Annotated in this window: 22 protein-coding genes; 7 read left to right on the forward strand and 15 right to left on the reverse strand. The window is 42.3% G+C overall.

Annotated elements, in window-relative coordinates; translation table 11 throughout:
• Position 1 precedes the first annotated feature (1 nt).
• Together ABKW31_RS01375 and trxC are read left to right on the forward strand one after the other, a co-directional pair.
• Positions 2-547, forward strand: coding sequence for a DUF1697 domain-containing protein (locus tag ABKW31_RS01375; RefSeq protein WP_348614358.1), 546 nt, complete (start codon positions 2-4; stop codon positions 545-547).
• Positions 548-562: 15 nt separating this feature from the next.
• Positions 563-985 (forward strand): thioredoxin TrxC, encoded by a 423-nt coding sequence (gene trxC / locus ABKW31_RS01380; protein WP_348614359.1) that lies wholly within the window; start codon positions 563-565, stop codon positions 983-985.
• 18 nt (positions 986-1,003) lie between these two features.
• On the opposite strand, the gene ABKW31_RS01385 is transcribed toward trxC, so the two are convergent.
• From ABKW31_RS01385 to ABKW31_RS01425, 9 genes are all read right to left on the reverse strand, one after another.
• Positions 1,004-1,678, reverse strand: coding sequence for a YceH family protein (locus ABKW31_RS01385; protein ID WP_348614360.1), 675 nt, complete (start codon positions 1,676-1,678; stop codon positions 1,004-1,006).
• Positions 1,679-1,767: 89 nt separating this feature from the next.
• Positions 1,768-2,952, reverse strand: a complete 1,185-nt coding sequence (locus tag ABKW31_RS01390) for a HupE/UreJ family protein (protein ID WP_348614361.1) — start codon at positions 2,950-2,952, stop codon at positions 1,768-1,770.
• Positions 2,953-3,005: 53 nt separating this feature from the next.
• Positions 3,006-4,175 (reverse strand): tetratricopeptide repeat protein, encoded by a 1,170-nt coding sequence (locus ABKW31_RS01395; protein WP_348614362.1) that lies wholly within the window; start codon positions 4,173-4,175, stop codon positions 3,006-3,008.
• Between the two features lie 32 nt (positions 4,176-4,207).
• Positions 4,208-4,708, reverse strand: coding sequence for an Ig-like domain-containing protein (locus tag ABKW31_RS01400; RefSeq protein WP_348614363.1), 501 nt, complete (start codon positions 4,706-4,708; stop codon positions 4,208-4,210).
• A gap of 10 nt (positions 4,709-4,718) precedes the next feature.
• Positions 4,719-6,311: a DUF4331 domain-containing protein gene (locus ABKW31_RS01405; protein WP_348614364.1), complete on the reverse strand. Its 1,593-nt coding sequence runs from the start codon at positions 6,309-6,311 to the stop codon at positions 4,719-4,721.
• A gap of 420 nt (positions 6,312-6,731) precedes the next feature.
• Complete coding sequence (locus ABKW31_RS01410; protein ID WP_348614365.1) at positions 6,732-7,448, reverse strand: anti-sigma factor; 717 nt, start codon at positions 7,446-7,448, stop codon at positions 6,732-6,734.
• Complete coding sequence (locus tag ABKW31_RS01415; protein ID WP_348614366.1) at positions 7,445-7,975, reverse strand: sigma-70 family RNA polymerase sigma factor; 531 nt, start codon at positions 7,973-7,975, stop codon at positions 7,445-7,447. Before ABKW31_RS01415 ends, ABKW31_RS01410 begins: the two co-directional genes overlap by 4 nt.
• 204 nt (positions 7,976-8,179) lie before the next feature.
• Positions 8,180-9,505, reverse strand: a complete 1,326-nt coding sequence (locus ABKW31_RS01420) for an AarF/ABC1/UbiB kinase family protein (protein ID WP_348614367.1) — start codon at positions 9,503-9,505, stop codon at positions 8,180-8,182.
• A gap of 60 nt (positions 9,506-9,565) precedes the next feature.
• A complete protein-coding gene (locus ABKW31_RS01425) occupies positions 9,566-10,894 on the reverse strand; it encodes a M28 family metallopeptidase (RefSeq protein ID WP_348615174.1) in 1,329 nt (442 codons plus the stop codon).
• A gap of 135 nt (positions 10,895-11,029) precedes the next feature.
• On the opposite strand from ABKW31_RS01425, the gene ABKW31_RS01430 reads away from it, so the two are divergent.
• Positions 11,030-11,929 (forward strand): histone deacetylase, encoded by a 900-nt coding sequence (locus ABKW31_RS01430; RefSeq protein ID WP_348614368.1) that lies wholly within the window; start codon positions 11,030-11,032, stop codon positions 11,927-11,929.
• Positions 11,930-12,355: 426 nt separating this feature from the next.
• Here ABKW31_RS01430 and ABKW31_RS01435 read toward each other — a convergent pair whose 3' ends face one another.
• A complete protein-coding gene (locus ABKW31_RS01435) occupies positions 12,356-12,577 on the reverse strand; it encodes a penicillin-binding protein (RefSeq protein WP_348614369.1) in 222 nt (73 codons plus the stop codon).
• 648 nt (positions 12,578-13,225) lie between these two features.
• On the reverse strand, positions 13,226-14,236 hold the full coding sequence (locus ABKW31_RS01440; protein ID WP_348614371.1) for a zinc-binding alcohol dehydrogenase family protein: 1,011 nt from the start codon (positions 14,234-14,236) through the stop codon (positions 13,226-13,228).
• A 236-nt stretch (positions 14,237-14,472) separates the two neighbouring features.
• On the opposite strand from ABKW31_RS01440, the gene ABKW31_RS01445 reads away from it, so the two are divergent.
• The 3 genes from ABKW31_RS01445 to ABKW31_RS01455 all read left to right on the forward strand — a co-directional run bounded on the left by ABKW31_RS01445 (position 14,473) and on the right by ABKW31_RS01455 (position 16,624).
• Positions 14,473-14,847, forward strand: coding sequence for an MbcA/ParS/Xre antitoxin family protein (locus tag ABKW31_RS01445; protein ID WP_348614372.1), 375 nt, complete (start codon positions 14,473-14,475; stop codon positions 14,845-14,847).
• A 6-nt stretch (positions 14,848-14,853) separates the two neighbouring features.
• Positions 14,854-15,612 (forward strand): RES family NAD+ phosphorylase, encoded by a 759-nt coding sequence (locus ABKW31_RS01450; protein WP_348614373.1) that lies wholly within the window; start codon positions 14,854-14,856, stop codon positions 15,610-15,612.
• A 112-nt stretch (positions 15,613-15,724) separates the two neighbouring features.
• Positions 15,725-16,624 (forward strand): WYL domain-containing protein, encoded by a 900-nt coding sequence (locus ABKW31_RS01455; protein WP_348614374.1) that lies wholly within the window; start codon positions 15,725-15,727, stop codon positions 16,622-16,624.
• A 25-nt stretch (positions 16,625-16,649) separates the two neighbouring features.
• Here ABKW31_RS01455 and ABKW31_RS01460 read toward each other — a convergent pair whose 3' ends face one another.
• The 3 genes from ABKW31_RS01460 to ABKW31_RS01470 all read right to left on the reverse strand — a co-directional run bounded on the left by ABKW31_RS01460 (position 16,650) and on the right by ABKW31_RS01470 (position 18,164).
• On the reverse strand, positions 16,650-17,207 hold the full coding sequence (locus tag ABKW31_RS01460) for an AAA family ATPase (RefSeq protein ID WP_348614375.1): 558 nt from the start codon (positions 17,205-17,207) through the stop codon (positions 16,650-16,652).
• Positions 17,208-17,282: 75 nt separating this feature from the next.
• Positions 17,283-17,462 carry a DUF6435 family protein gene (locus ABKW31_RS01465; protein ID WP_348614377.1) on the reverse strand — a complete coding sequence of 60 codons (180 nt, stop codon included), beginning with the start codon at positions 17,460-17,462 and terminating at the stop codon, positions 17,283-17,285.
• Between the two features lie 57 nt (positions 17,463-17,519).
• Positions 17,520-18,164: a peptidylprolyl isomerase gene (locus ABKW31_RS01470; protein ID WP_348614379.1), complete on the reverse strand. Its 645-nt coding sequence runs from the start codon at positions 18,162-18,164 to the stop codon at positions 17,520-17,522.
• A 163-nt stretch (positions 18,165-18,327) separates the two neighbouring features.
• Here ABKW31_RS01470 and ABKW31_RS01475 point away from each other — a divergent pair, with 163 nt between their 5' ends.
• On the forward strand, positions 18,328-19,140 hold the full coding sequence (locus ABKW31_RS01475; protein WP_348614381.1) for a hypothetical protein: 813 nt from the start codon (positions 18,328-18,330) through the stop codon (positions 19,138-19,140).
• Here the strand turns inward: ABKW31_RS01475 and ABKW31_RS01480 are convergent.
• A complete protein-coding gene (locus ABKW31_RS01480) occupies positions 19,105-21,252 on the reverse strand; it encodes a tetratricopeptide repeat protein (protein ID WP_348614383.1) in 2,148 nt (715 codons plus the stop codon). The genes ABKW31_RS01475 and ABKW31_RS01480 overlap by 36 nt on opposite strands.
• Between the last annotated feature and the right edge of the window lie 261 nt (positions 21,253-21,513).

Consider the following 21,513-nt stretch of genomic DNA (forward strand, 5'->3'; position numbering starts at 1 on the left):
AATGCAAACTTGGGTCGCGCTGTTGAGAGGTATTAACGTCGGTGGAAACAACATTATACCGATGAAAATATTAACTCAAATTATGACAGATGCGGGCTACGAAGGTGTTCAAAGTTACATTCAAAGTGGCAACGTAGTATTTCAACATACTGAAGTCAGTTCTAATGTTTTGGCAAGTGAATTGTCGTTGTTAATTCAGAGGCACTTTGATTTTCAGCCCAAAGTAATGCTATTGACTGCCACAGAATTTAATCAAATACTTGCACAAAACCCCTATAAACAAGCATACAGTGAGCCAAAGCAAGTGCACTTTTTCTTTGTGGATGAGATACCCGCTTCTCCTGATTTAACCAAGCTGCAACAATTAAAATCACCCAGTGAAACATACGAACTGCAGCCTCAGGGCTTATATTTATTTGCACCAGAAGGTATTGGGCGTTCTAAGCTGGTGGCTAAAGTAGATAAATGTTTAGGTGTTAGTACTACTGCACGTAATCTGAATACCTTGTTGAAACTCAAGGATATCTTAAAACTTAAAACCGTTTAATTAAGGAGTGCTGTGATGCATTTGGTTTGTTCATCTTGTTTTTCTACCAATAATGTCCCTGAGAATAAGTCTTATCTCGAAGGAAAATGTGGCAAGTGTCAGTCGATTTTATATGCCGCAAAACCTGTAGAGCTCACTGATAGTAATTTTTACAAGTATATTGAACGTAATGACTTACCGGTAGTGGTAGATTTTTGGGCCAGTTGGTGTGGGCCGTGTAAAGTGATGGCGCCGGTATTTAGTCAAGTCGCTAAGCAGTCCCCCGGACTCCTGTTTGCCAAAGTGAATACCGAAGTAGCGCAACAGGTATCAGCCAACGCTACCATTCGCAGTATTCCGACCATGATCATGTTTAAACAAGGCAAAGAAATTAATCGAGTTTCTGGGGCTTTAGGTGAAGCGCAACTAAAACAATGGATTCTGCAATCAATGGCATAGTTACGCTTTTTTACATATTTAGGCGCTTAATATCTCAACGAGTTGGCGCAGTTCCTCTAACTGACTTTTCATTTCTGACACTTGGTTTTCAAGTTCAGCAACCCTGACGTTCAATGCTGGCTGGTTGTGAACCGATCTCTCATCCTGCTGGTTAAAATCAGAGGAATTTATTTGTAAACCTTCTTCACCACAAAATAGCTGAGCATAGCGTGATTCACGTTTGCCAGGCTCTCTGGCTAGCTTGGTGACTAACTGTTCGCCATTAAGATCTTGTAGAGCCACTAAACAGCCCTCAACTTGCTCAACATTAGAAAAGTCGGCTAAGCGCTGGGTACGTGTGCGCAACTCGCCCGGAGTTTGTGGACCACGTAGCAACATCACACAAATAAGGGCTCGTTGCTGCTCACTAAATTGCAAAGAACTAAACTCAGTATTGCAAAAGCGGTGTTTATATTTGGCGACGCGACTGCCACTGGTGGTGATGGTAAAGATGCACTTTTTATCATTCAGTTCGTCCAAGCCTTGCTGCACCTCTTGCTCAGATAAATTCATTACCGGTTCACGATTACTTTTTTGATTACAGCCAAGGGTTAAGCTATTGAGCGAGAGAGGGTATTGCTCAGGTGTAGTACTTTCTTTTTCAAGTAATACACCAATGATTCGAGCTTGCAATGGCGTTAAACTAATTAACATGGATTTTCCTTATACGACGGTGGCATTTTACTATCATAACGCGCTTTAAGCCGTCGTAACTAGAATATAACAACTTATTCCACCTTGAATTAAAAACGCTCAATACACCATTGCAAGGCAATGATTGCAATAACGGCTGAACTTGCCTGCATACCGTAAGTTTGGTACCAACGACGTTTACCGACATAGAGTAAAATTGGTAATAGTGCCGCCAATATCATTAGCTGGCCAAATTCTACGCCAAGGTTGAAGGCGATGACCGACAGCAGTTTTTGGTCCTTGTCTATACCTAGCTCTCCCAGAACACCAGCGAATCCCATGCCATGTAATAAGCCAAAAGCAAAGGTAATCCAGCCTAGGCGTAAAACTAAGGGCCAAATATTATTGAGTGCGGTTAACATCACTGACAAAGCAATACCGAATTCAACCCAGCGACTACTTGGCACAATAATATCCATTGCGGTGGCCGTTAGGGTAAGTGAATGAGCAACCGTAAAAGCGGTTATTATCCAGGCTGTGTCTTTTAATATTTTCTTTAAGTTAGCTTTGGCTTGCCACTGGTGATTTTCGCGATGAAGCACACAAGTAAGTAACAAGGCACATAGAAACAAAATATGGTCAGTGCCCATGAAAATATGGCTTATGCCCTGATAAATATAGGTAAAAACAATACTTAAAATTCGGTTATTTTCGGGCTCTATTAGGTAGCTTTGGTTTTGTACATCTAACACGCCAGCAAACTTTTGCTCGAAAAGCTCGGCGTTGACTAACAACTTGTGATCAGCATCTTGAGCGAAAATGGCAGAATACTGAATAGTCAAAACATGGGGTTTATTATCTGCGTTTATCACGGGACAGGGGCTGCTAAAATACAGCACTAAGTAACCTTCATCAAAATGCATGTCGGTCTGAATATCGTTCTCTATGTTTAATTCACAGCGCGCATTAGCGCTTAATATGGAAAGGTGTTGCCGCACAAAAGCTTTGATTTCCGGTGAACGACTATCAACTTCAGCCCAAGATAATTCGCCGTCAGTATTCGCATCTAGGCCAATCACCAATTCTAAATCAAACCAACGCAGTTGGAGTTCCCCATAAAAAGTGGCTAGGGGAGTTTCTTCAGCTGTTTCTTGCTCAAATGCAGAGATATGCAAGGGGCTCTGCGACAACTGCAAATAGGCCGTACTCATTTGATGGGCGTTAGCCGCAGGCCAGTATAACAAAAGGCTTAAAAGTAGCAGTCTGGCATGACAAGAGTTAAAAAAGTACTTCATGGTGGTGTTCCAAAATAAATAGAGTGAGATGACCGCATGGATAGTTGTTGTGCTTAAGAGTCGATATTTTGCATCATTAAGGCTCTATCCAAAAGTTGTTTATCGTCATTTAATTTTGCCTGTTGCCAGTTAATTCTTGCCCAATAAAGTGCTTGCTCAGGATTGGGCGCGATATCCAGATAAAAACGTGCGAGATCAGCACTGTGAAATTTGTCCTGTCTTGCTACTCTTAGTTCAATACGCTCTGTTAGCAGGGTTTGCCACTTAGTTTTGGCGGTGGTTTTTTCGGCCAAGCTCAGTCGTGTTAACAAGGCATCATCTTTGAACCCAGCCTGCTCAACAACGTAACTAAGTTGCACTAATACTGTATTAGTTTGCTTGAGGCTTAATTGCAAATCAGCCCACAATACAATTAAACTGAGTGGTTTCTGCGCTAAATTGAGCTTGTCAGAGCCTTCGCTCACGTCAGAAAGAGCCATAGCCAGCCACTTTTCCGCCTCTTGATACTTATTCAATCTTAAGGCCATATCAGCGGCGAGTTGTAACAACCAATCTTGCTTTTGTTGGCTATTGCGCATCGATTGCTGATTTAACAGTTGGCTCAGTTGCGCATAGCTAGCGCTTAATTGCTCTTGATTTGCCATCACCTCTAAAACACATGCAGTGGTAAGCAGCAGATCGGCTTTGCCTAATAACTGTGTACAAGTCTGTTTGCTCTGAGCGAATTGCCCTTGGGTCAGCAAAACGTTAGCCTTGAGTAATATAGCCGCACTGTTATCAGGGTTCAATTCAATGCTTTGGTCTAGATAGTTGATCGCTTGGGCAAATTGGTGTTGATGTTGTAACACTCGTGACCATAAATATAAGGTGTAACTTTGGGTGATGTTATTTTCAGTACTTAACTGGGAAGTTTGTGCAGAATCAAATAAGGGTGATAACAATGCTCTTGCACGACCATAATGCTTATTGGCTTGGCCTGCATATTGGCCTTGTTCAATGTGCCAAGCGACTTTTTCCATGCGCTGTTGTAAGGGTAAACTAGTTTCTTTATTAGCTGCACCGAGATCCCAACGGGCAACGATTTGTTGTCTATCCAGGGGCTTAGAAGGCTCTGCCGACGCACCAAGGCTAATAAAAAATATGAATAAAATTAAACTACGTTGCTGGTGGCGCATGACTATCTCTCCTAGTTGATAAACAAGGGTATTAAAAAAGCCATCCATGGCTACATAACCTTCCTGGTAAAACAGGTTTGTTAGTTGTTAATTAAGTCGTCATAGGCGTTAGCCTGAGTGACATCTTGGGTGAATGCCCTGCCATTGATTGGTAGAGGTGAGTCGCTTGATGCTTGATTAAAGGCTTGTCGACTGTATTCACCAAAACTAAGCTGTAAGGTTTCAATAGTGATATTCACTGTAGCCTCAGCAGCAGCGCTAATGCCATCGCTCGCACTGAATACAAAACTATCTGAGCCAACAAAGTTTTCTGCTGGTGTATAAGTGAATGAACCATTGCTCATAACCGTCAGGGTACCTGACATGGGGTCGGTAATAACACTGAAGGTCAGAGCATCATTATCAGCATCGGTTGCGCTTAGATTATCCATAACGGGCGTATCAGTTTGGGTCACTATGCTGGCATCTAATGCCATAGGTGACATGTTAGGCTTAGGCGTATCATCGTCTGAAAAATTACACGCCGTTAGCCCAAATAAACTGAATATCACCAGAGTGACTGTGTTTATATTAGCTTTCATTATCGACTCCTTACTCTGAACCAGATTTTGGGGTAGCAAGATAGGGGAATGAGTTCATCATCATTGAAGCATTGACCGGGGCACCATCAGTAAAGGGTACATTGCCGACACTTGCATCTTCAGGCGCACACAAACCTAAATCAGTTTCAACACCTGCAACGGGGATGGGATAACACAAGCGACCCATTACTACACGCAGTGCAATATCTACTACGTCATCACCAGGGCGGCGACCATTAGGAAAACCGGCCAAATCATCTCCAGCAACGCCAAAGGGAGACTGCATTGCACTGGCTGTTGCTGCAATATCCGTATTTAAACGCAACATCTCAGACGGTGTTACTGTAGAAAGTTGGTTTACACCAGGGAAGCCAGTTAAAAATGCCGTGACTAAATCCGTACGAGGAAAATTAGTGGGGGCAAGTGTTGCAATGTTTGCGCCTAAGGTTGTATTGACCGCATCTTTGAATAAGATATTCAATAATTCAGGTAGGGTCGGGTGAGTAACATAATCAGCGAACTGACCATCATCTTTGGGTTGTGAACTAGAAAAAGTATCTTTATCCGCTAAACCAATTACCAATTCATTAACCAGTGGATTACCTAAGCGTGATACTTGAGTCAATGCTCCACCGTTCACTTCTGTGGATGCAAAACTCGCATCAGGATTCAGAATCCGTGCTTGAGGTAAACTGGCTGTGGTCCAAGCTCCAATGGTGCCGTTACCCATACCTGTGGCACATGACTTAGGGACTTCAATGGCAATAGACGTGACATTTTTATCAATTAAATCATCATTGTCAGCCGATTGCGTGATCCCACCAGGAAATCCACCTGCATCACCGGCACCCGGTGCGCTGTCGCCTTCAACCGGTACATAATTGACTAAATCAAAGGTTTTACCTAGGTTGACGACGAAGGCGTCTTTGCGTTGTCCAACAAATACTTTGCCCATTTGCTCACAACCGGGTAGGGCAAATGAGTAAACAAACGTATCTGCGTAGGCTTGATAACCGGCTGCATCAGTAAAACTTTTATTGCCAATGAAATCTAAGGGTTTGTGGAAGGAGTCCATGCCGCTTGTGGCATTTTGTATAGTCGTGGCTGTGCCGCTACTTTGTGGTCCATTTACTAAGGTAAGCGAATACGATTCACTAAAATTAGCAGCACTTTGGTCAGTGGCTGAAATACCACCGATATTTTTTAAAGGTACACCTACGGTACGTTGATTACCTTCAGGGCCGACAGTTAATTTAATTCCTTCATTACTGTTGGCTAACATTGATTTAAAACGCAGTTGAAAGGTTAGATCTTCAACAGCGTCACCGTCATTATCAATGTGTATGCTGTAAACTGCTGCTGGATCCATGGCAAAATAATTTGGACCGCCGTAAGCATCTTGTAATGGAATGTAGTTAGCGATCATGGTAACAAAATCACCGCGCCCTTCTTCATAACTGTTAAAAGCATAAAAATCTGTTGAATCGAGTGTCGGAAAACGCGTGATGTTAGGTGCTTCTCTGTGACTAGATGCATGGGCAAACTGACCGATAATGGCAGTGGCTAAAAGACTCAGTGCGAGTGTGGATGAAGACTTGTTCATGACATATTCCTCTATTGTTTTGTTTTGTCATCAAGCCAAACGATCCACATCCTCAACTAGATGCAAAATAATTAATTTATTTTTTAAATTATTTTAAAAAGAGGATATAGCGATGATTAATATGTGCGTGGTCAAGCTAAAATATTATCATTACTCCTAGGTTTATAGGGGGCTGTGAGGGTGTTTGGGAGAATGTCTCTGATTTAAAAATTTAATCTGTTACTGTTTAGAGTAGTTGAAAATATTTTTTATTTTGTCTTACTTCACTCATTCGGAATCTAGTAAAACTAAGACAGGCTGATATTTACATTATGGGGTGGGGAGATTGAGTTAGGTGAATTCACCAATATTTGTATCGAATGGGTCTGATACAAGATATTGACGCCCTGAGATCAGGGCGTCATAGATTGAATTGAACGTTTACATTAGGGCAAGCTTCGCGACATACAATACTTCAGTCGGTGAACCTGTGGGCGAACCACCTAGCGGCTCTAAACTGACCGCCAAAGCAGCAATATCAAGTTGTTCAAATTGTGCATGTTTTGCCAATGATGCTAAGCCTGACTGTGGCAATAGACCCAGAGAAATAGGGGGCCTGCCATCTTCGGCAATCATCCATAATTGATAGTCATTTTGCTGACGTTGGCTGACGTTTTTAGACGCATAAGCTTCTATTGTCTCTGCGGTAATTTCGATTAACCACAGCGATTCTTTGGCTTCATTTTGCATTACTGTAAATTGTTGAGCAGGCAACAAGGGCGTCGGTTGCAATTGTACCAATAATACAGCCAAAACGATGGCGGCGGCGCTTGCGAGTAGGGACAGTGCTTTGTAGCGCGATACTGTTTTACTTGGAAACTCTATGACATTTTCTGCCAAGGTTTGTTGACTTGGTGTACGTGCCCCGTCAAAGGCCAGTCGTTGTTTAATCTTTTCCCATACAATGGGATCGGGCGGCACAGGTTGCAACTGGCTGCCCAGTGAATTGATGTGTTGTTCCCACTGTTCTACTGAAGCGCGTATCGCAGGATATTGTAAGATTAGACCTTGGAAACGCACACGAGCTCTGCCACGCAAAGTACCAAGCACATACTCGGCGGCCAATGCATCGCGTCGGGGTTGGATTAAATAATTCATATTCCTAAACACCTTTTTAGTAACTGTAAACCACGCCTAATCATGCTCTTGGTTGACCCTAATGGAGCGTCTATGTGGGTAGTCACTTCTTGGTGACTTAAACCACAATAGAAAGCCAAATGAATCGCTTGTTTTTGCGTATCTTCGAGCTCATCTAAACAAAAATTGAGTTGTTTTTTATCTTCGCTAGACAGGTCGAGCAAATCATCATCGTCAAGTAAGATCGTCTCATCAATATCTTGTTCGTTGCGTACTTTATAAAAACGTAACATGTCTAAAGCACGGTAACGGGCAATACTCACCATCCATGTTAGTACCGTACCTAAACCGGTTCGATACTCGCCAGCGTTGTGCCATATTTTCACATAAGCATCTTGCACTGCGTCTTCAGCCCATTCTTTGCGCCTCAGCATTTTTAGACAGATTGCATATAATTGTGCGCTGGTGGCTTCGTATAACGTTGTAAATGCCAGCTGATCGCCCGCTGCTATTTTGCCTAACAAGCGAAGATGCTCTTCATGTTCCATGGTTACTACCTAGTCAAATTGCAATTTAGTTTTGTAGTGTTACCTATAAACGATTGAGAATCCAAAGTAGATGCAAAAAGATGCAAAATTTAACTTTTTTGTACCTTTTTAGAGAGAAATAACGAGGTGGGAAATGGACTAAGTTTTATCGACGGGAGTTCGCGCAAACTCATTGTTCAGCGCGAAACAATGCCGATAATACCCTTATTTATAAAGATAGGGAGCAAATAGTTCGGCCATATTGACCTTGGCTTTGAGTTTCATGGCTAACAAAAACAACCCACCTAATTTGCGATGTAAGAATATCGCGTCGCTAGGAGGGGTGTGAATGTATTCTTTGTCCAAACCAATTTGCATACCTTGTTGTTGCAAACGGGCGGACAAACCACTGTTGGCAAAATCATAAGCTTGTTCAGCATATAAAGGTTCACAGGCTAGATACACCATATCAGTGATAATTGCCTGAATGTGGCTTGGAACAGCCTCAGCTATAAGACCAATAGTTAAGGCGGCTTGTAAAATCGCACTTTTATCTTTGGCAACAGCTGCACTCATCAAACGTCGGTAAGCATTGGCAAATTCAGCTGGATAATTGCGAGTGGCACCAAAGTCTAACAGTATGATTTTTTGTTCGTCGTGGTTGTATTGAAAGTTGGCAAAGTTAGGATCAGTTTGTACTAGTTGAAAATCGAACAACTCCTTAAAAAACAGGCGCATTAAATCGCTTACCACTTTATTTCTTAGTATTTGTGGAGCATCGACTAGTTCTTCAATTGGACTGCCATCCAGATAGGTCATGGCAAGTATCAACTCAGAGCTTAACTGGGGTTCGAAGATGGGCATCGCAAAGGCATCGTCATTGGCGATAACCTTGGCATACTCTTGTAAGCGTCGTCCTTCGAGTGCGTAATCCGCTTCATCGTGTAATTGTTTTTTTGCCTCATTTAGCAAAGGAGTCAGATTTAGTTTCTTGGGTAACAGCCCCGTCATTTTTATCAAAGCCGCCACATTATCAACATCACTGTCGATACTTTGTTTTATGCCGGGATATTGAATTTTAATGGCTAAACGTTTTAGATCATCATCAATAACTTTATGCACTTGGCCAATTGAAGCCGCGGCTATGGGTTTTAGTGGAAATTGGATAAAACGTTTGCGCCAATCCTCTCCCCATTGCTGGCTTAATAGCTTTACCAGTTCTTTTTCTGGCATAGCATGGGCATCAGAGCGCAATTTAGCCAGCAGATTGGTTAATTCCGGCGGCAGAATATCGCCTGAATCCATTGACAACAACTGACCTACTTTCATGGCTGCGCCACGCATTTGCGCCAGTTGATCCGCTACTCGGCCGACGTTGCCTGGGGTAAGCAGTAAATCTTTCAGTTTGGGGCGATTGCCCCTCGCTAGCTCACTCACACCATCGGCCAGCATATTACCCGCCACGCGAGTGGCTAAAGAGCCTAATTTTGAAAAGCGACTGAGCCTACTACTTGGCAAGGCTAAAGCTTGTTTATCGTTTTTATCGTTCACACTGTTCTCTATTCATGTCTTATTCAACTCTGGCTTAATATTGTTAACGAAATCTGGGGTTTACTCACCGAAAGAGCCAGCTGGTCCCGGAAATACCACAGGACTCTCAAATCCGTCTTTACTCACACTGGCAAGGCCAAAAAAGTAGTTGTCGATAACCACATTTTCTAAGGTGTACTCACTAACATCGCCAACATATTTACTGTATTGCCACTGCGGCGCATCAGTATAACGCCAGTAAATTTTGTAGCCAGCCAGTTGAGGATTTTGTTGTTTGTCTAAGGCCTGCCACCTTAAGGTTGTGCTCGCTTGAACGGCCCCTTTGAAGCTTACCTTAGCTGGTGGCGAGGGAGCCCAAGCCATACTGGCCAACGACGCTGCGTTTAACGAAGTGAGTTTGGCAACATAGGGAAAATTAACACCAGTTAGGGTGTCACCGTATTCGATACCCTTTTCAGAGCGTAAATCTTGATGTTGCCGATTATAGTTTTCGTTGGTTTCCATAATACGCACGGCTGGAAAACCTAAGTCGTTAAACGGGCGATGGTGTCCACCGCGACCAAAACGGTCGAGTCGATAGATGACCATAGTATCTAAATTGGGAATATAACGGTCGGCAATCCAGTCTATATAGCGGGCTAAGTTACGACTAGGTGAATCAACTTCTCCACCAGTAAAGCGTCGGCTATTCGCCTCTTCTTTGGTTTCGTTGACCCGAGTACCTTCGGCAAATACTCGCGCACTACTGTTATTGATAACACCGTTGATACCGGCGATATTGCCAATCATATCGTTGTTTAGCACGGCCTTGAGTCGCCATCCGGCTTTTTGTGCTGCTGCGGCGAGAATCTTACCGCCGAATAATCCCTGCTCTTCTCCGGCAAGAGCTGCATAGACAATGCTGCCATTAAATTTATACTGGCTTAGTACGCGCGCCGCTTCTAGGGTGCCAGCAAGGCCTGAGGCGTTGTCATTGGCGCCAGGAGAATCAGAGGTGAAATCCATCACATCCGATACACGGGAATCAATGTCACCAGACATCAATACGTATCGATTCGGATCACTTATACCCCTTTGAATTGCGATAACACTGACGACTTCTGTTGGTCCGGGAATACGTTTTTCATCTTGTATCACTTGGGTTTGATAATACACCTCTAAACAACCGCCACAATTGGCGCTAATTTGTTCGAATTCACTTTTAATCCAACGCCTTGCTGCGCCAATGCCGCGAGTCTCAGACTCAGTTTCAGACAGCGTATGACGAGTACCAAAGTTTACTAGCTTAGTGATGTCTTTTTCGATGTTAGCAGGCGATATTTGGCCAACAATCTGATGTAATTTTGCTTGGTCTTGATAAATCACTTCTGCGTTTGCTAGGCTTATCATGCTAGCGATAAATAAAAGTGGTAAGAGAATTTTTGTTAGATATTGTGGCTTATTCACAGTAGGGTAGTATTCCTTTAAGGCTTTTTTATCGTATTCACTATACAGATACGCTAATTCTTATCATATGGTTTGTAAATGAGCCCATTAGTTTTTCATCCGATTTATAGTCAACTAGAGTTACCCATTCGTCATCGCTTCCCTATTGAAAAATATCAAGGGATCCATGATCGTTTATGCGAATTACAGATACCTGAATCACGCTTTATTGCGCCTACACCAATGACAGAAAAACAGCTGTGCCAGGTATATAATCCTCTCTATGTTAAGCAATTAGTCAGTGGCACCCTTGATCCAAAAGCAATGCGCCGGATTGGCTTTCCTTGGTCAGAACAACTGATAAGACGTTCACTTACTGCAGTTGGTGGAACAGTATTGACCGCTCAACTGGCTTTAGAGCAGGGCAAAGCATTAAATCTAACAGGCGGTTATCATCACGCTTTTGCCAATTATGGCTCGGGTTTCTGTTTATTTAATGATTTGTATTTAGCCGCATTAAGCATGTTGCAAACTAAAGGAGTTGATAAGGTACTGATTTTTGATTGTGATGTGCATCAAGGAGATGGTACCGCCAAATTAGCCGCCAATAATTCACAGGTTTATACCGTGTCGATTCATGGTGAGAAGAATTTTCCAGCGCGCAAACAAGTTTCCGATCTTGACTTTAACCTTGCCAAAGGCACCGAAGATCTTGAATACTTAGAAACCGTTGATCAGGCCTTAAATTTGGCCCTAAATACCTTTGGTCCTGACGCTGTTATCTATGATGCGGGCGTTGATATTCATATCAATGATGACTTAGGCCATCTAAACATCACCACTGATGGGGTATATCAGCGTGATAAGTTAGTTTTTGATATTTGTGCCCAAAAAGGTTTGCCTATTGCAGCCGTGATCGGTGGAGGCTATCAGCGTGATATCAAGGCTTTAGTTGAGGTGCATTTACAGCTTTACAGAGCAGCAGGTATTGTGGCTTAACAAGTTAAGGCGCTGTCAGCAAAATTTATGCTGGCGGAGTAAAACTGCAAAATATTCATTAATGATTTTTTTAGTTAGTTAAGAACTAAACAAGGAAATACAAATGCGCGGAGCAGGTGGCACCTCAGGTGGTTTAGGCCTTTTTTTGCGCTCTTTGAAAACTATTGATGCCAAACCAGAATAGACAGCACTAGGCCAGCGATATAGATGAAATAGTTGTGTTTACTCGCAATGACTATCAAGCCAATGCAGATCTTGGTGAAAACGTCGAAAACAAGATTTTTTACCTAGCTAAAATTTAGTATTGCTCGATCTCCAGAACCACATCCGTGCCGTCTACAATGGTTTAACTGACACCTCAGTGGTTTCACTCACTAATGATATCGAGGTGTTATCAAACGACGAATTGAAAATTAACCAGTAGAATTAATAACAAGAGTTAGGTGTATTGTCTGGGTTTATCTCGCCATAAACCTCTTCTGGATCAACGTCGTTTGCAAGTAATTCTTCACGCACGGTCTCAATATGTTCAAGCACTTTGGTATAACGCTCACCATATTCATACTTATTTACTTCAATCGCTTTAGGCATATAACTAAAGGCTATTTTTAGCGCCATCAAGGCATCTTCATTCATTTTATCTGTCATAGTCGTTCATCTCTGTTCGTTTGAATACGCCCATTGTAATGCAGTTTAGATGACATACCTATTCATCGTCGCTCAAAGACAGTTTTCATTATACTGTTTCATGTTAGGTCAATAAAATCCTAAAAATGCACTCTAGTCGCGCATGTTAGGGCCACTTGCAACTGTGAGTGTTAAAATTCTCTTAGTATTCATCACTATCTATCTGATTTAAAATGATTATTTTTTAAGCCGATATTGAATGCATTTTTGGTGTATAATTTGCTTCTATTGACTAGAACTCAAGTATGAATGGGTGTGAATCTTCACTTGAGAGTTAATTTTCCTCAAATTACGCTAATCCACTGAATAGTGCGCCAATAGGGCTGCGCTGAACGTACCTTTCAGGCTTATAAAGATTAGCGATTTAGCTAAAATCTCGTTTTGCGATGTGGTGCGTCATCGACAATCAATTAGGAATGAACATGACTACAATATTTGTCGCAGTAGGCTTACTGCTTATGATGCTACTAGTGGCTGCTGAATGGCGCAGCCGGAAGACTCAAGATATTCTCGATGAGAAAGAGAATAACTAACAAAGACCCAACAGTGTTGTGTTTGACTTAGGTGCTAGTGCCGCTTTTAGACGCCCATATGGTTTGGGTTTAAAGCTTAAAAGCCCTCTAATACAATTTTGCCAATGGTCTTGTTACTCTCGCTGAGTACATGTGATGCACGTAAATTTTTAGCATTGATGCTCCCCAAGTTTTTACCTAAAGTACTTTTTACCAAGCCTTCATCGATGAGGGTGGCGATACGATTGAGTAAGTGGTGTTGCTCTATCATATCTTCAGTTTGGTATTTGCCCCGTGTGAACATAAACTCCCAGTGCAAAGAGATGCTCTTATCCTTGAGTAAATTAAGGTCTATCGCGCTGCCAGAAAATTCAATGATGCCGAGTTTACCTTGTGGTTTTAATAGTTCGATTAGAGCCACAAAGTGTTCGTCTGCGTGGGTGGTGCAGGCAACGTGACTGACTTGCCCCAAGTTTAAGGCCTCTATTTGTGCTTTAAGAGGCTGGCTATGGTCGAGCACATAATCTGCACCGAGGTCTTTCACCCAGGCTTGACTTTGTTGGCGGGAAGCCGTGGCAATAACAGTTGCTTGGCTGAGATGTTTAGCCAGTTGGATCAGGATTGAGCCCACTCCCCCTGCACCACCTATTACTAGTAACAAGGGGTTGCGGTTCGCCGGTTTGTTTATATCAAGGCGCTCAAACAACATTTCCCAAGCAGTTATCGACGTTAGCGGCAGCGCTGCCGCTTCAGCGTCGCTAAGAGTGCGAGGTTTGAAACCCACAAGGCGCTCATCGATTAATTGATACTCAGCATTGCTGCCACTGCGAGTGATATCCCCTGCATAATACACCGAATCGCCAATCTTAAATAAACTGACTTCATCGCCAACATCTTCGACTACGCCGACTGCATCCCAACCTAATATTTTTGCTTGCCCTTGAGGATCAACATTTTTGCGAATTTTACAATCCACGGGGTTAACTGAGATGGCGCTAATTTTTACCAGCAAGTCGCGGCCTGTGGCAATAGGTTGTTCAATTTCGATGTCGACCAAAGCATCGTCATGCAAAATAGGTAAGGATGAGTAATAGGCGATTGCTTTCATGAGGTGCTCACTAATAAATCAAGGTCATTCTGCCTTCATAATGACCTTATACAGGATTAATTCAAATCTTTTTAAGCATGTTCTGCTCAAAGGGGCAGACAGAAAATTCTTTTTTATTGCTACATTTGCAATTTAATGGCAAAAAATGTGACTTTTGCAACGTATTGGCGTAAAGTTGAACAGAATTCAAGCGCTTAATGCTTAGTGTAGTTTTGCAAAAACTAGAGGAGTCAACGATGTCAGCTTTGGCGAATATAAAAGAGTCAAAAGACCGAGCGTCGGTTTTGCTAAAAGCCTTTAACAATGCTTGTGCTGAATTGGGCATTAGCAAGGTAATAGCCGGCAAGATTATTGGGGTAAATCGTTCTACTTTGTCCCGCAAAGAAGGCATCGGTCTAGGGCTAGAGTCAAAATCTTCTGAGTTATCGCTGCATTTTATCCGACTATATCGCTCTTTATTTGCTATTTCAGGTGGCGACCAAGGTTTTATGCGTCATTGGTTGAGTACGCCCAACAATGCCTTGGGCGGAAAACCCCTTGAGTTGGTGCAAACTGTGCAAGGCCTAATGCAAACCAATGATTATCTTGATGCCATGCGCGGGAAAATATAAACGCTAATGTTTTCCTTAGCAGATTTTACTGAGCTATATAAACACAGTCATTGTCCCGTTAATTATGCGGGGCGGGTGAAACGTTTTGTTGAAACTCAAGAAGTGGCTGCCACCATGAAATTGGTTGATGATCTCGATGAGCAATACTTACTTGAGCAAATGCTCGATGAGGTCAAACCCCGTTATCGTGCAGATACGGAGCACATGCATTATTTGCTTAAAACACCTTTTCGCTATCCTCCACTAAAATACGGCTCACGCTTTGGTACGCGTCTGTTACCCAGCTTTTTTTATGCCAGCGAAAACGAGCATACAGTGCTCGCCGAAGTGGCCTACTATCGATTTGTTTTTTTTCATCATCTGCAGGTTCCTTATCAACATCCAGTCCAATCCCAGCATATGATGTTTAGTTTACAGATCAATACTAGCCAATGTGCAGACTTAAGTTCAGGACATTTTGACCCAATTAAAGCTGCTTTAATAAGTGTTGATAGCTACCAGTTTTGCCAAACAGTGGGGCAGTATTTGCAGCTAGAAAAACAGGTTGCGGTAATACGTTATTGTTCAGCAAGGAGTGACGAGGGGATTAACATTGCGATTGCAATGCCACAGGCGATCACATCAAAAGAGCCAGAATCTTGCCAAAATTGGTTATGTTTAAGCCATCCCGATAAAGTCAGTTTTACTCAAGCAGGGCAGGGTCAACCCTATAATTTTTATCTCAGTGATTTTTTGCATCATGGTAGTTTGCCCTTACCTGCTTAAGCGTAAAAAAAGTTTAATGCTTATAATGATTATTAAGATGCCATCATAATGATTGCATCTTTCTCAAGCTTGGTTTATGCTTTTTTGACATCATCAAAATGAGTCTATGCCAATGCCACAACCCACTCTGGATACAAAACAAGCTATTACTTTATTGGGTCACGCTCAACAAGACCGATTGGCCTTTATCGATTTTAGTTTGCAGTATTTTGGTCAAGTGGCCCGTACTGATCTTATTCAACGTTTTCAAACCGGGTTAGCCGCCAGCACGCGCGATTTCAGTACCTATAAAGAGCTAGCGCCAGACAATTTACAACTGATGCACCAGACCAAGCGTTATCATCGGTGCGAGCAATTTAAGCCCTTATTTAAGCATAACCCTGAAGTCATTCTAACTTCCCTTAGTCGTGGTTTTGGTAATGGTATTTCAAGCGGTGTGCAGCCCTCTGACCAATGTTTTGATGCGGTGCGACTTATTCATCCTGATGCCAACATTATTGCCAGTATTATGCGAGCCATTCACAATAAACAGGCCATTAAGTGCTCTTATGTTTCGGTATCTTCAGGTGAGAGTGAACGGGCTATCGTGCCCCATTCAATTGTGAATAATGGTCATCGTTGGCATGTGCGCGCTTATGATCGTAAGACTAATAAATTCCGCGATTTTGTGTGTACTCGCTTTACCAAGGTCAGTGCAATATCGGCTGATATACGGGTACACGAAGCCAGTGCCTATGACGAACAGTGGCAGCGCATGGTCACGCTTTGTTTAATTCCACACCCAAGTTTGTCCAGCAGTCTTGCCATCGAACTTGATTATGCTATGCAAGAAGGGAAGTTGATTTTACATTTACGCGCGGCCATCGCCGCTTATGTATTACGTCAGTGGCAGGTTGATTGCTCGGTCCAGCATAGTCTGAATAGTCAGGGATGTCAGTTGGCGCTTGCTAACCTAGAAGTGCTTTCTGATATTGAAAGTGTCGGCCTTACATTAGGTCATAAGTTGGCTTAAGTTTTAGTTCGAAACGGTTTGTGCACTAGTCACTTTTGGCGCGAATAGCATAGCTTACTCGTTTTTGCAGTAAGTCATAAATAGCCGGGTCGTCAGTTGCCAATACATAAAGTTTGGCGTGTTGGCTACATAATTTAAGCAGGTAACTTACCTGCTGATTAGCGTAGCTATCATAGTCTTCTTGCAATGCGTTGCGACGGCCAAATAATGAATCGGCCTCATCAAAAAACAATATGGCCTCACTGCTCTGTGCTTCAGCGACAATGCGCGCCAGATTTTTTTCGGTTTCACCAATGTAATCTGTGCTTAGTTGAGCAAGGTCAAGAATATAAAGCAAAGAATGACTTAAATGCGCGAGTTTATTGAGTATCAAAGCCTTGTTACTGCTATTGAAACCGCCCAATAAAACAGTCACCAACTCACCTTTTGCAGCTTTGCTGACGGCATCCTGCAAGCTGACTTTATCTTCGTCACTTAACACAGCGTCACGTTTTTGATCATTCGCATGGCGGAATAAACCTAGGGCCACAACATGACCTTGCTGGTAATCCAAAAATACTTTGCGATATTGCTTAAAACTCACGGCTAAGCTCCCACTCTCATCAATTTAGTTAGCAGAGTGTGGGATAAATTAGGGATTTTCGCCACCAAAGTAGGCTTAAGACTTTTTTTGAGTTTCAATATCAAGAATTTGTTGCCACAGTTTTTCTGCTTCGGCAGTGAGTTCGGAGTACTTCCGAATATCGCCTTTGCGCTGCGCTAACATAGCGTCTGTTGATAATTGATCGTAGGTCTTTCGAAGCTTTTTAGTGGGGTCTGATTTGAAGAAAGAAAACATGGTTAATCCTTTAATTAAATTACAGTAGTTTTACGCTAAGTTATCTTAATGTGATCACTAATTTTGCAGGCTTATTTTCAAAATTGTAACCGGCTCGGACAATATTTGTCCCTGAATATAAGGATCATCCACTTCTATTGCATCACGGTTTTGATGAATCAACTTAACAACTTCCATACCTGAAATAACCCGTGCAAAAGCGGCAAAGCCTTGACCATCTGGATTACGCAGTGCCCCTTTGTCTAGGGCAGGTTGCTCGCCAATACAAATAAAAAATGCTTGGGTGGCGGAGTTCGGCTCACCTCGTGCCATAGACAGTACACCGTCCAGATGTTTAATTCCGGTCTTTTCCGTATTCTCTAAAGGAATGGGCGCAAAGTCTTTGAAGTCAGGATTTGCGCCGCCTTGAATAACTTCAATCTTTGGGCTGCCATTGTCGTTGTCTAAACGTACCACCCGATAAAAGCTGCCACCTTCATAGGCGCCGGCTTGTATATAACGCACAAAATTAGCGACCGTAATTGGCGCTTGCTGGATATATAGTTCAATGTTTATATCGCCCACGTTGGTATAAATCGTTGCCTCTTGCATAGCTGGTTCAGCAGCAAATAGCACTGTTGAAGTGCCTCCACTGAGCATTAATAAAAGGGGTAAAACATAATGCCTGAACTTGGGTGTAGGTCTTAATCTAAGCCTTAACATATTATTTATCCTTAATAGTTAGTCTCTACTTCTTAATGTATAGCAATTGCTATAACAACACACTAGTGGCAAACTATATTGATTAAAATTCGAACAATTCTGAGTGGCCGTCCGGCCTGTCGTCCCAGTCTAATCATTAAGAAAGAAATTAGAGGGAGTTATCATGTATAGAATATTTAAAATACTCATCATCAGTTGTTTGTTCGTTAGCTTTATCGCCGATGCGGGCTTAATTCGAACTGTAGGTCGAGGAACAGTTTCAAATAATTCTGCAACAATCGTTTTATTAGTGCCAGAGACGCAAATTAGTACCAATAGCAATTATTTGTTTTACGATTATTACACGCAGTTTGGTCGCAGTGCTGAGGTTGTAATGGAGTCAGGCTCAGAGAGAATTTATACTGTGCCAGATTATTGTTATACTTTTGTCGGTGACCAATCTCAACTTGCTGATTATAATGAGCCTTGCTACTGGCAATTTGCCCAGGGTGAACAGTTGCAAATGTTTGGCTTTTTAGATCATTTATTTGCTAATACGATTAAGGAAACATTTTGGCAAATTACCTCAGCAACATTTGATGAAAGCTATATTTCGCCTGAAGTTTCTACTGTTTCGCGTAATGATTCAACTACACAAGCAGATATTTATTTAGATACGGCTATGCCAGCAAACATGGAGGTAGGTGAATACGAAGTATTTGCTAACTTTAAACAAACGGCACCAAGCGGTTATGTTTTTTATCAATATGCTTGGGTTAACTCACAAGAAATTTGTGCTCAAGTTGGCGCCGATCCTAATGATATAGAATGTTGGCTTCCTGGTCAGGTACTAGGCTCCACGTTTGACAATAAGTCAGTCGCTACTCGGCTTGTGATTACCGCAGTAAATCAGGTTAATTCACCACCAACTATTGTTTTATCATTGGCGGCTATGTTTGTATTAATCAGACTTCGTAGGCAGAGACAATTCAACTAATTTCGGTTTAGCTAACTCGCGCTGTTCATTCAGAGCAGCGCGAATATCTTGAGCGATTTTTATGAATCTCTGGTCGTCAGCAAGGGCTGAAAACAAAGGGTCATATTCAGTCCACCACTCACGCCAACCAGTTTGATAAAGCTCCTCTAACAATTTTATTGCTTCTTCATTTTTATTAGTTAGTGCAGCAATTCGAGCGGTAAGGAAGGTATGATTTTTTTCGACAATGTTACTTTTTATCGCCTGATTTAATTTGATTTCACACTCTTTCAACAACAGTTGTGATTCATTGATTTTATTCAGCTGTTGCAGGGCCCAAGCTAACTCAATGGCTGGGCTGCAATATGGCATTGCATACAATTCATTCGGGCCTAAGGTTTGATAAATGTCTTGCATGTTTGAAATACCCTGTGATTTATCACCAAGTAAAAGTTGATACCAACCAGCTTCAAATTTTATCCAAGGGTCATCTGGATTAGCCGCAATTTGAAAGCTCATGTATTCAAACAATTCAGAGAGCTTATTTTTATTGATTAAAAGTTGCGGCCGATAGAACGGGTCGTCAGTTAACTGTTCTACTGCTTGATCAAATTTAAGCATAATAAGAATTCCGATAAATCGAAACTTGTAGGTCGTATTATCTGGTGATAGTTGACTCGCCTTGTGCCAATTCATCATACTCATGGCCAGTTTACCAACTTGAAAATCAATATCAGCTAACCCAGCATAACCTAGGGGTGAAGAAGGATATTCTGTTACCAAGTTGTTGAAATGGTTTTTTGCTTCATGCAAATCACCTCTGCGGCTAAGCTCCGTGCCTAAATTAAATTGCAGAGTTCTAGATTCGGGATCCAAACTTAATGCGACCTTAAGAGTAGAAAACGCTTCACTTTCTCGTCCAATGTCCCGTAGTAACAAATATTTCCACATATGGGCAATGGCTAAACTGGGATTAAGTTCTATTGCTTTGTTGAATGCTGAAAGCGCTGAATCTTGCTCATTGCCTAAATCAAATACTCGCCCTTGTACCGCATAGGCTTCTGCATACTCTGGTGCTCGTACCAGCGCCTTAGCTAAATGTTGGCTGGCAAGCTGTTTTGCTATCTCAGGTTTTAGTATACCGAAATTACGACTACCGTCAGCCAGTAAGGCAACCGTATCAGCCAAGGCCACATAAGCTTGGGCATATTCTGGGTCAAGGCCGATAGCTTGCTCAAACAGCTTTCGCGCCTCTTTCAGAGATTCAGTGGTTTGTTTGAGGTATTCCTCACGGCCTTTGAGATAAATCACGTAGGCATCAGTGCTTTTGGTGGCAGCATTGTTGGTTAATGAGCCGGTTTCGATATAGGTGTCTTGCAGCATATTAACCGTTGAGCGGGCGATTTCACTTTCAACGGCGAAGATATCGCTGAACTTACGTGCAAAGGATTCACTCCACAAAACTTTGGCATCAAAGGCATTTATCAATTCTACGCGGATTTTAAGTTGGTCACCGGTGACTCTTACACTGCCAGTTAATACAGTATCTACCTGTAAGCGTCTGGCTATGCTGACGGGATCAAGGCCCTTGTCTGCCAATATGCTTGTTGAACTGGATGCCGCGACTTTTAAACCATTAGTGCGACCCAATAAGCTGGTGATTTCTTCAGCTAAACCTTGGGCTATAAAGGCTTGGTCTTGGTCTGCGCTGGCATCTTTAAAAGGCAGCACGGCAATAGAGTTGGCAATAAAAGTTTGCTGAATACCGTCGTTGGCCTTGGCAAACTCAATTTGTACCGTTGAAAAATAGCGATAGGCCAAGAAACCTGAGCCCAAAGTAATGAGGGTGAGCACTGCCCAGCGAGATAGACCAAAAGGTGATACCTCCTCTGACTCTGCATCAGGGATAGGCAATAAACCATCTAGGGTAAAGTCAAAATACCACGACAAATACAGCATAATGGGCATGCCGGCGAATAAGATGACGGCCACTAAGGTATTGAATAAGGGTGAAAGATTGAACATGGGGGTAATAACACTGATTATTTGCAAAATCAGCCAGACAAAACCTAAGTAAGGCACAAAGGTTTGAAATACTTTACGGCGGCGAATTTCAGCAAATAATGCGGACACAATGCCTCTCATGTTAATTATGTGAAAATGACGAGTAACTCACCAATGCACTCAACTAAATGAGACAGCTGCAAACTTCTGGCTAGGCCTATGATATTACGCAGTTTATCTCGAAAGTTAAGCCCAAAGACAAAATAATCTGTCGAAATTCGTTAATGGGTAAGTATAGGTGGCGGCCAGTGAGTTGTTGGTTATTTAAGCAAATAACTAGCTTCGTTTTTAACAGACAAGCCATTTACTTAAAACTGGGCTTCTTCGGCA

This window comes from Paraglaciecola sp. 25GB23A (assembly GCF_040012495.1).
Classification (GTDB): domain Bacteria; phylum Pseudomonadota; class Gammaproteobacteria; order Enterobacterales; family Alteromonadaceae; genus Paraglaciecola.

What these genes read in the sequence shown, in the direction of transcription:
- ABKW31_RS01375 (WP_348614358.1), top strand. Translation starts at nt 2, where the DNA reads ATGCAAACTTGGGTCGCGCTGTTGAGAGGTATTAACGTCGGTGGAAAC.
- trxC (WP_348614359.1), top strand. Translation starts at nt 563, where the DNA reads ATGCATTTGGTTTGTTCATCTTGTTTTTCTACCAATAATGTCCCTGAG.
- ABKW31_RS01385 (WP_348614360.1), bottom strand. Translation starts at nt 1,678, where the DNA reads ATGTTAATTAGTTTAACGCCATTGCAAGCTCGAATCATTGGTGTATTA.
- ABKW31_RS01390 (WP_348614361.1), bottom strand. Translation starts at nt 2,952, where the DNA reads ATGAAGTACTTTTTTAACTCTTGTCATGCCAGACTGCTACTTTTAAGC.
- ABKW31_RS01395 (WP_348614362.1), bottom strand. Translation starts at nt 4,175, where the DNA reads ATGGATGGCTTTTTTAATACCCTTGTTTATCAACTAGGAGAGATAGTC.
- ABKW31_RS01400 (WP_348614363.1), bottom strand. Translation starts at nt 4,708, where the DNA reads ATGAAAGCTAATATAAACACAGTCACTCTGGTGATATTCAGTTTATTT.
- ABKW31_RS01405 (WP_348614364.1), bottom strand. Translation starts at nt 6,311, where the DNA reads ATGAACAAGTCTTCATCCACACTCGCACTGAGTCTTTTAGCCACTGCC.
- ABKW31_RS01410 (WP_348614365.1), bottom strand. Translation starts at nt 7,448, where the DNA reads ATGAATTATTTAATCCAACCCCGACGCGATGCATTGGCCGCCGAGTAT.
- ABKW31_RS01415 (WP_348614366.1), bottom strand. Translation starts at nt 7,975, where the DNA reads ATGGAACATGAAGAGCATCTTCGCTTGTTAGGCAAAATAGCAGCGGGC.
- ABKW31_RS01425 (WP_348615174.1), bottom strand. Translation starts at nt 10,894, where the DNA reads ATGATAAGCCTAGCAAACGCAGAAGTGATTTATCAAGACCAAGCAAAA.
- ABKW31_RS01430 (WP_348614368.1), top strand. Translation starts at nt 11,030, where the DNA reads ATGAGCCCATTAGTTTTTCATCCGATTTATAGTCAACTAGAGTTACCC.
- ABKW31_RS01435 (WP_348614369.1), bottom strand. Translation starts at nt 12,577, where the DNA reads ATGACAGATAAAATGAATGAAGATGCCTTGATGGCGCTAAAAATAGCC.
- ABKW31_RS01440 (WP_348614371.1), bottom strand. Translation starts at nt 14,236, where the DNA reads ATGAAAGCAATCGCCTATTACTCATCCTTACCTATTTTGCATGACGAT.
- ABKW31_RS01445 (WP_348614372.1), top strand. Translation starts at nt 14,473, where the DNA reads ATGTCAGCTTTGGCGAATATAAAAGAGTCAAAAGACCGAGCGTCGGTT.
- ABKW31_RS01450 (WP_348614373.1), top strand. Translation starts at nt 14,854, where the DNA reads ATGTTTTCCTTAGCAGATTTTACTGAGCTATATAAACACAGTCATTGT.
- ABKW31_RS01455 (WP_348614374.1), top strand. Translation starts at nt 15,725, where the DNA reads ATGCCACAACCCACTCTGGATACAAAACAAGCTATTACTTTATTGGGT.
- ABKW31_RS01465 (WP_348614377.1), bottom strand. Translation starts at nt 17,462, where the DNA reads ATGTTTTCTTTCTTCAAATCAGACCCCACTAAAAAGCTTCGAAAGACC.
- ABKW31_RS01470 (WP_348614379.1), bottom strand. Translation starts at nt 18,164, where the DNA reads ATGTTAAGGCTTAGATTAAGACCTACACCCAAGTTCAGGCATTATGTT.
- ABKW31_RS01475 (WP_348614381.1), top strand. Translation starts at nt 18,328, where the DNA reads ATGTATAGAATATTTAAAATACTCATCATCAGTTGTTTGTTCGTTAGC.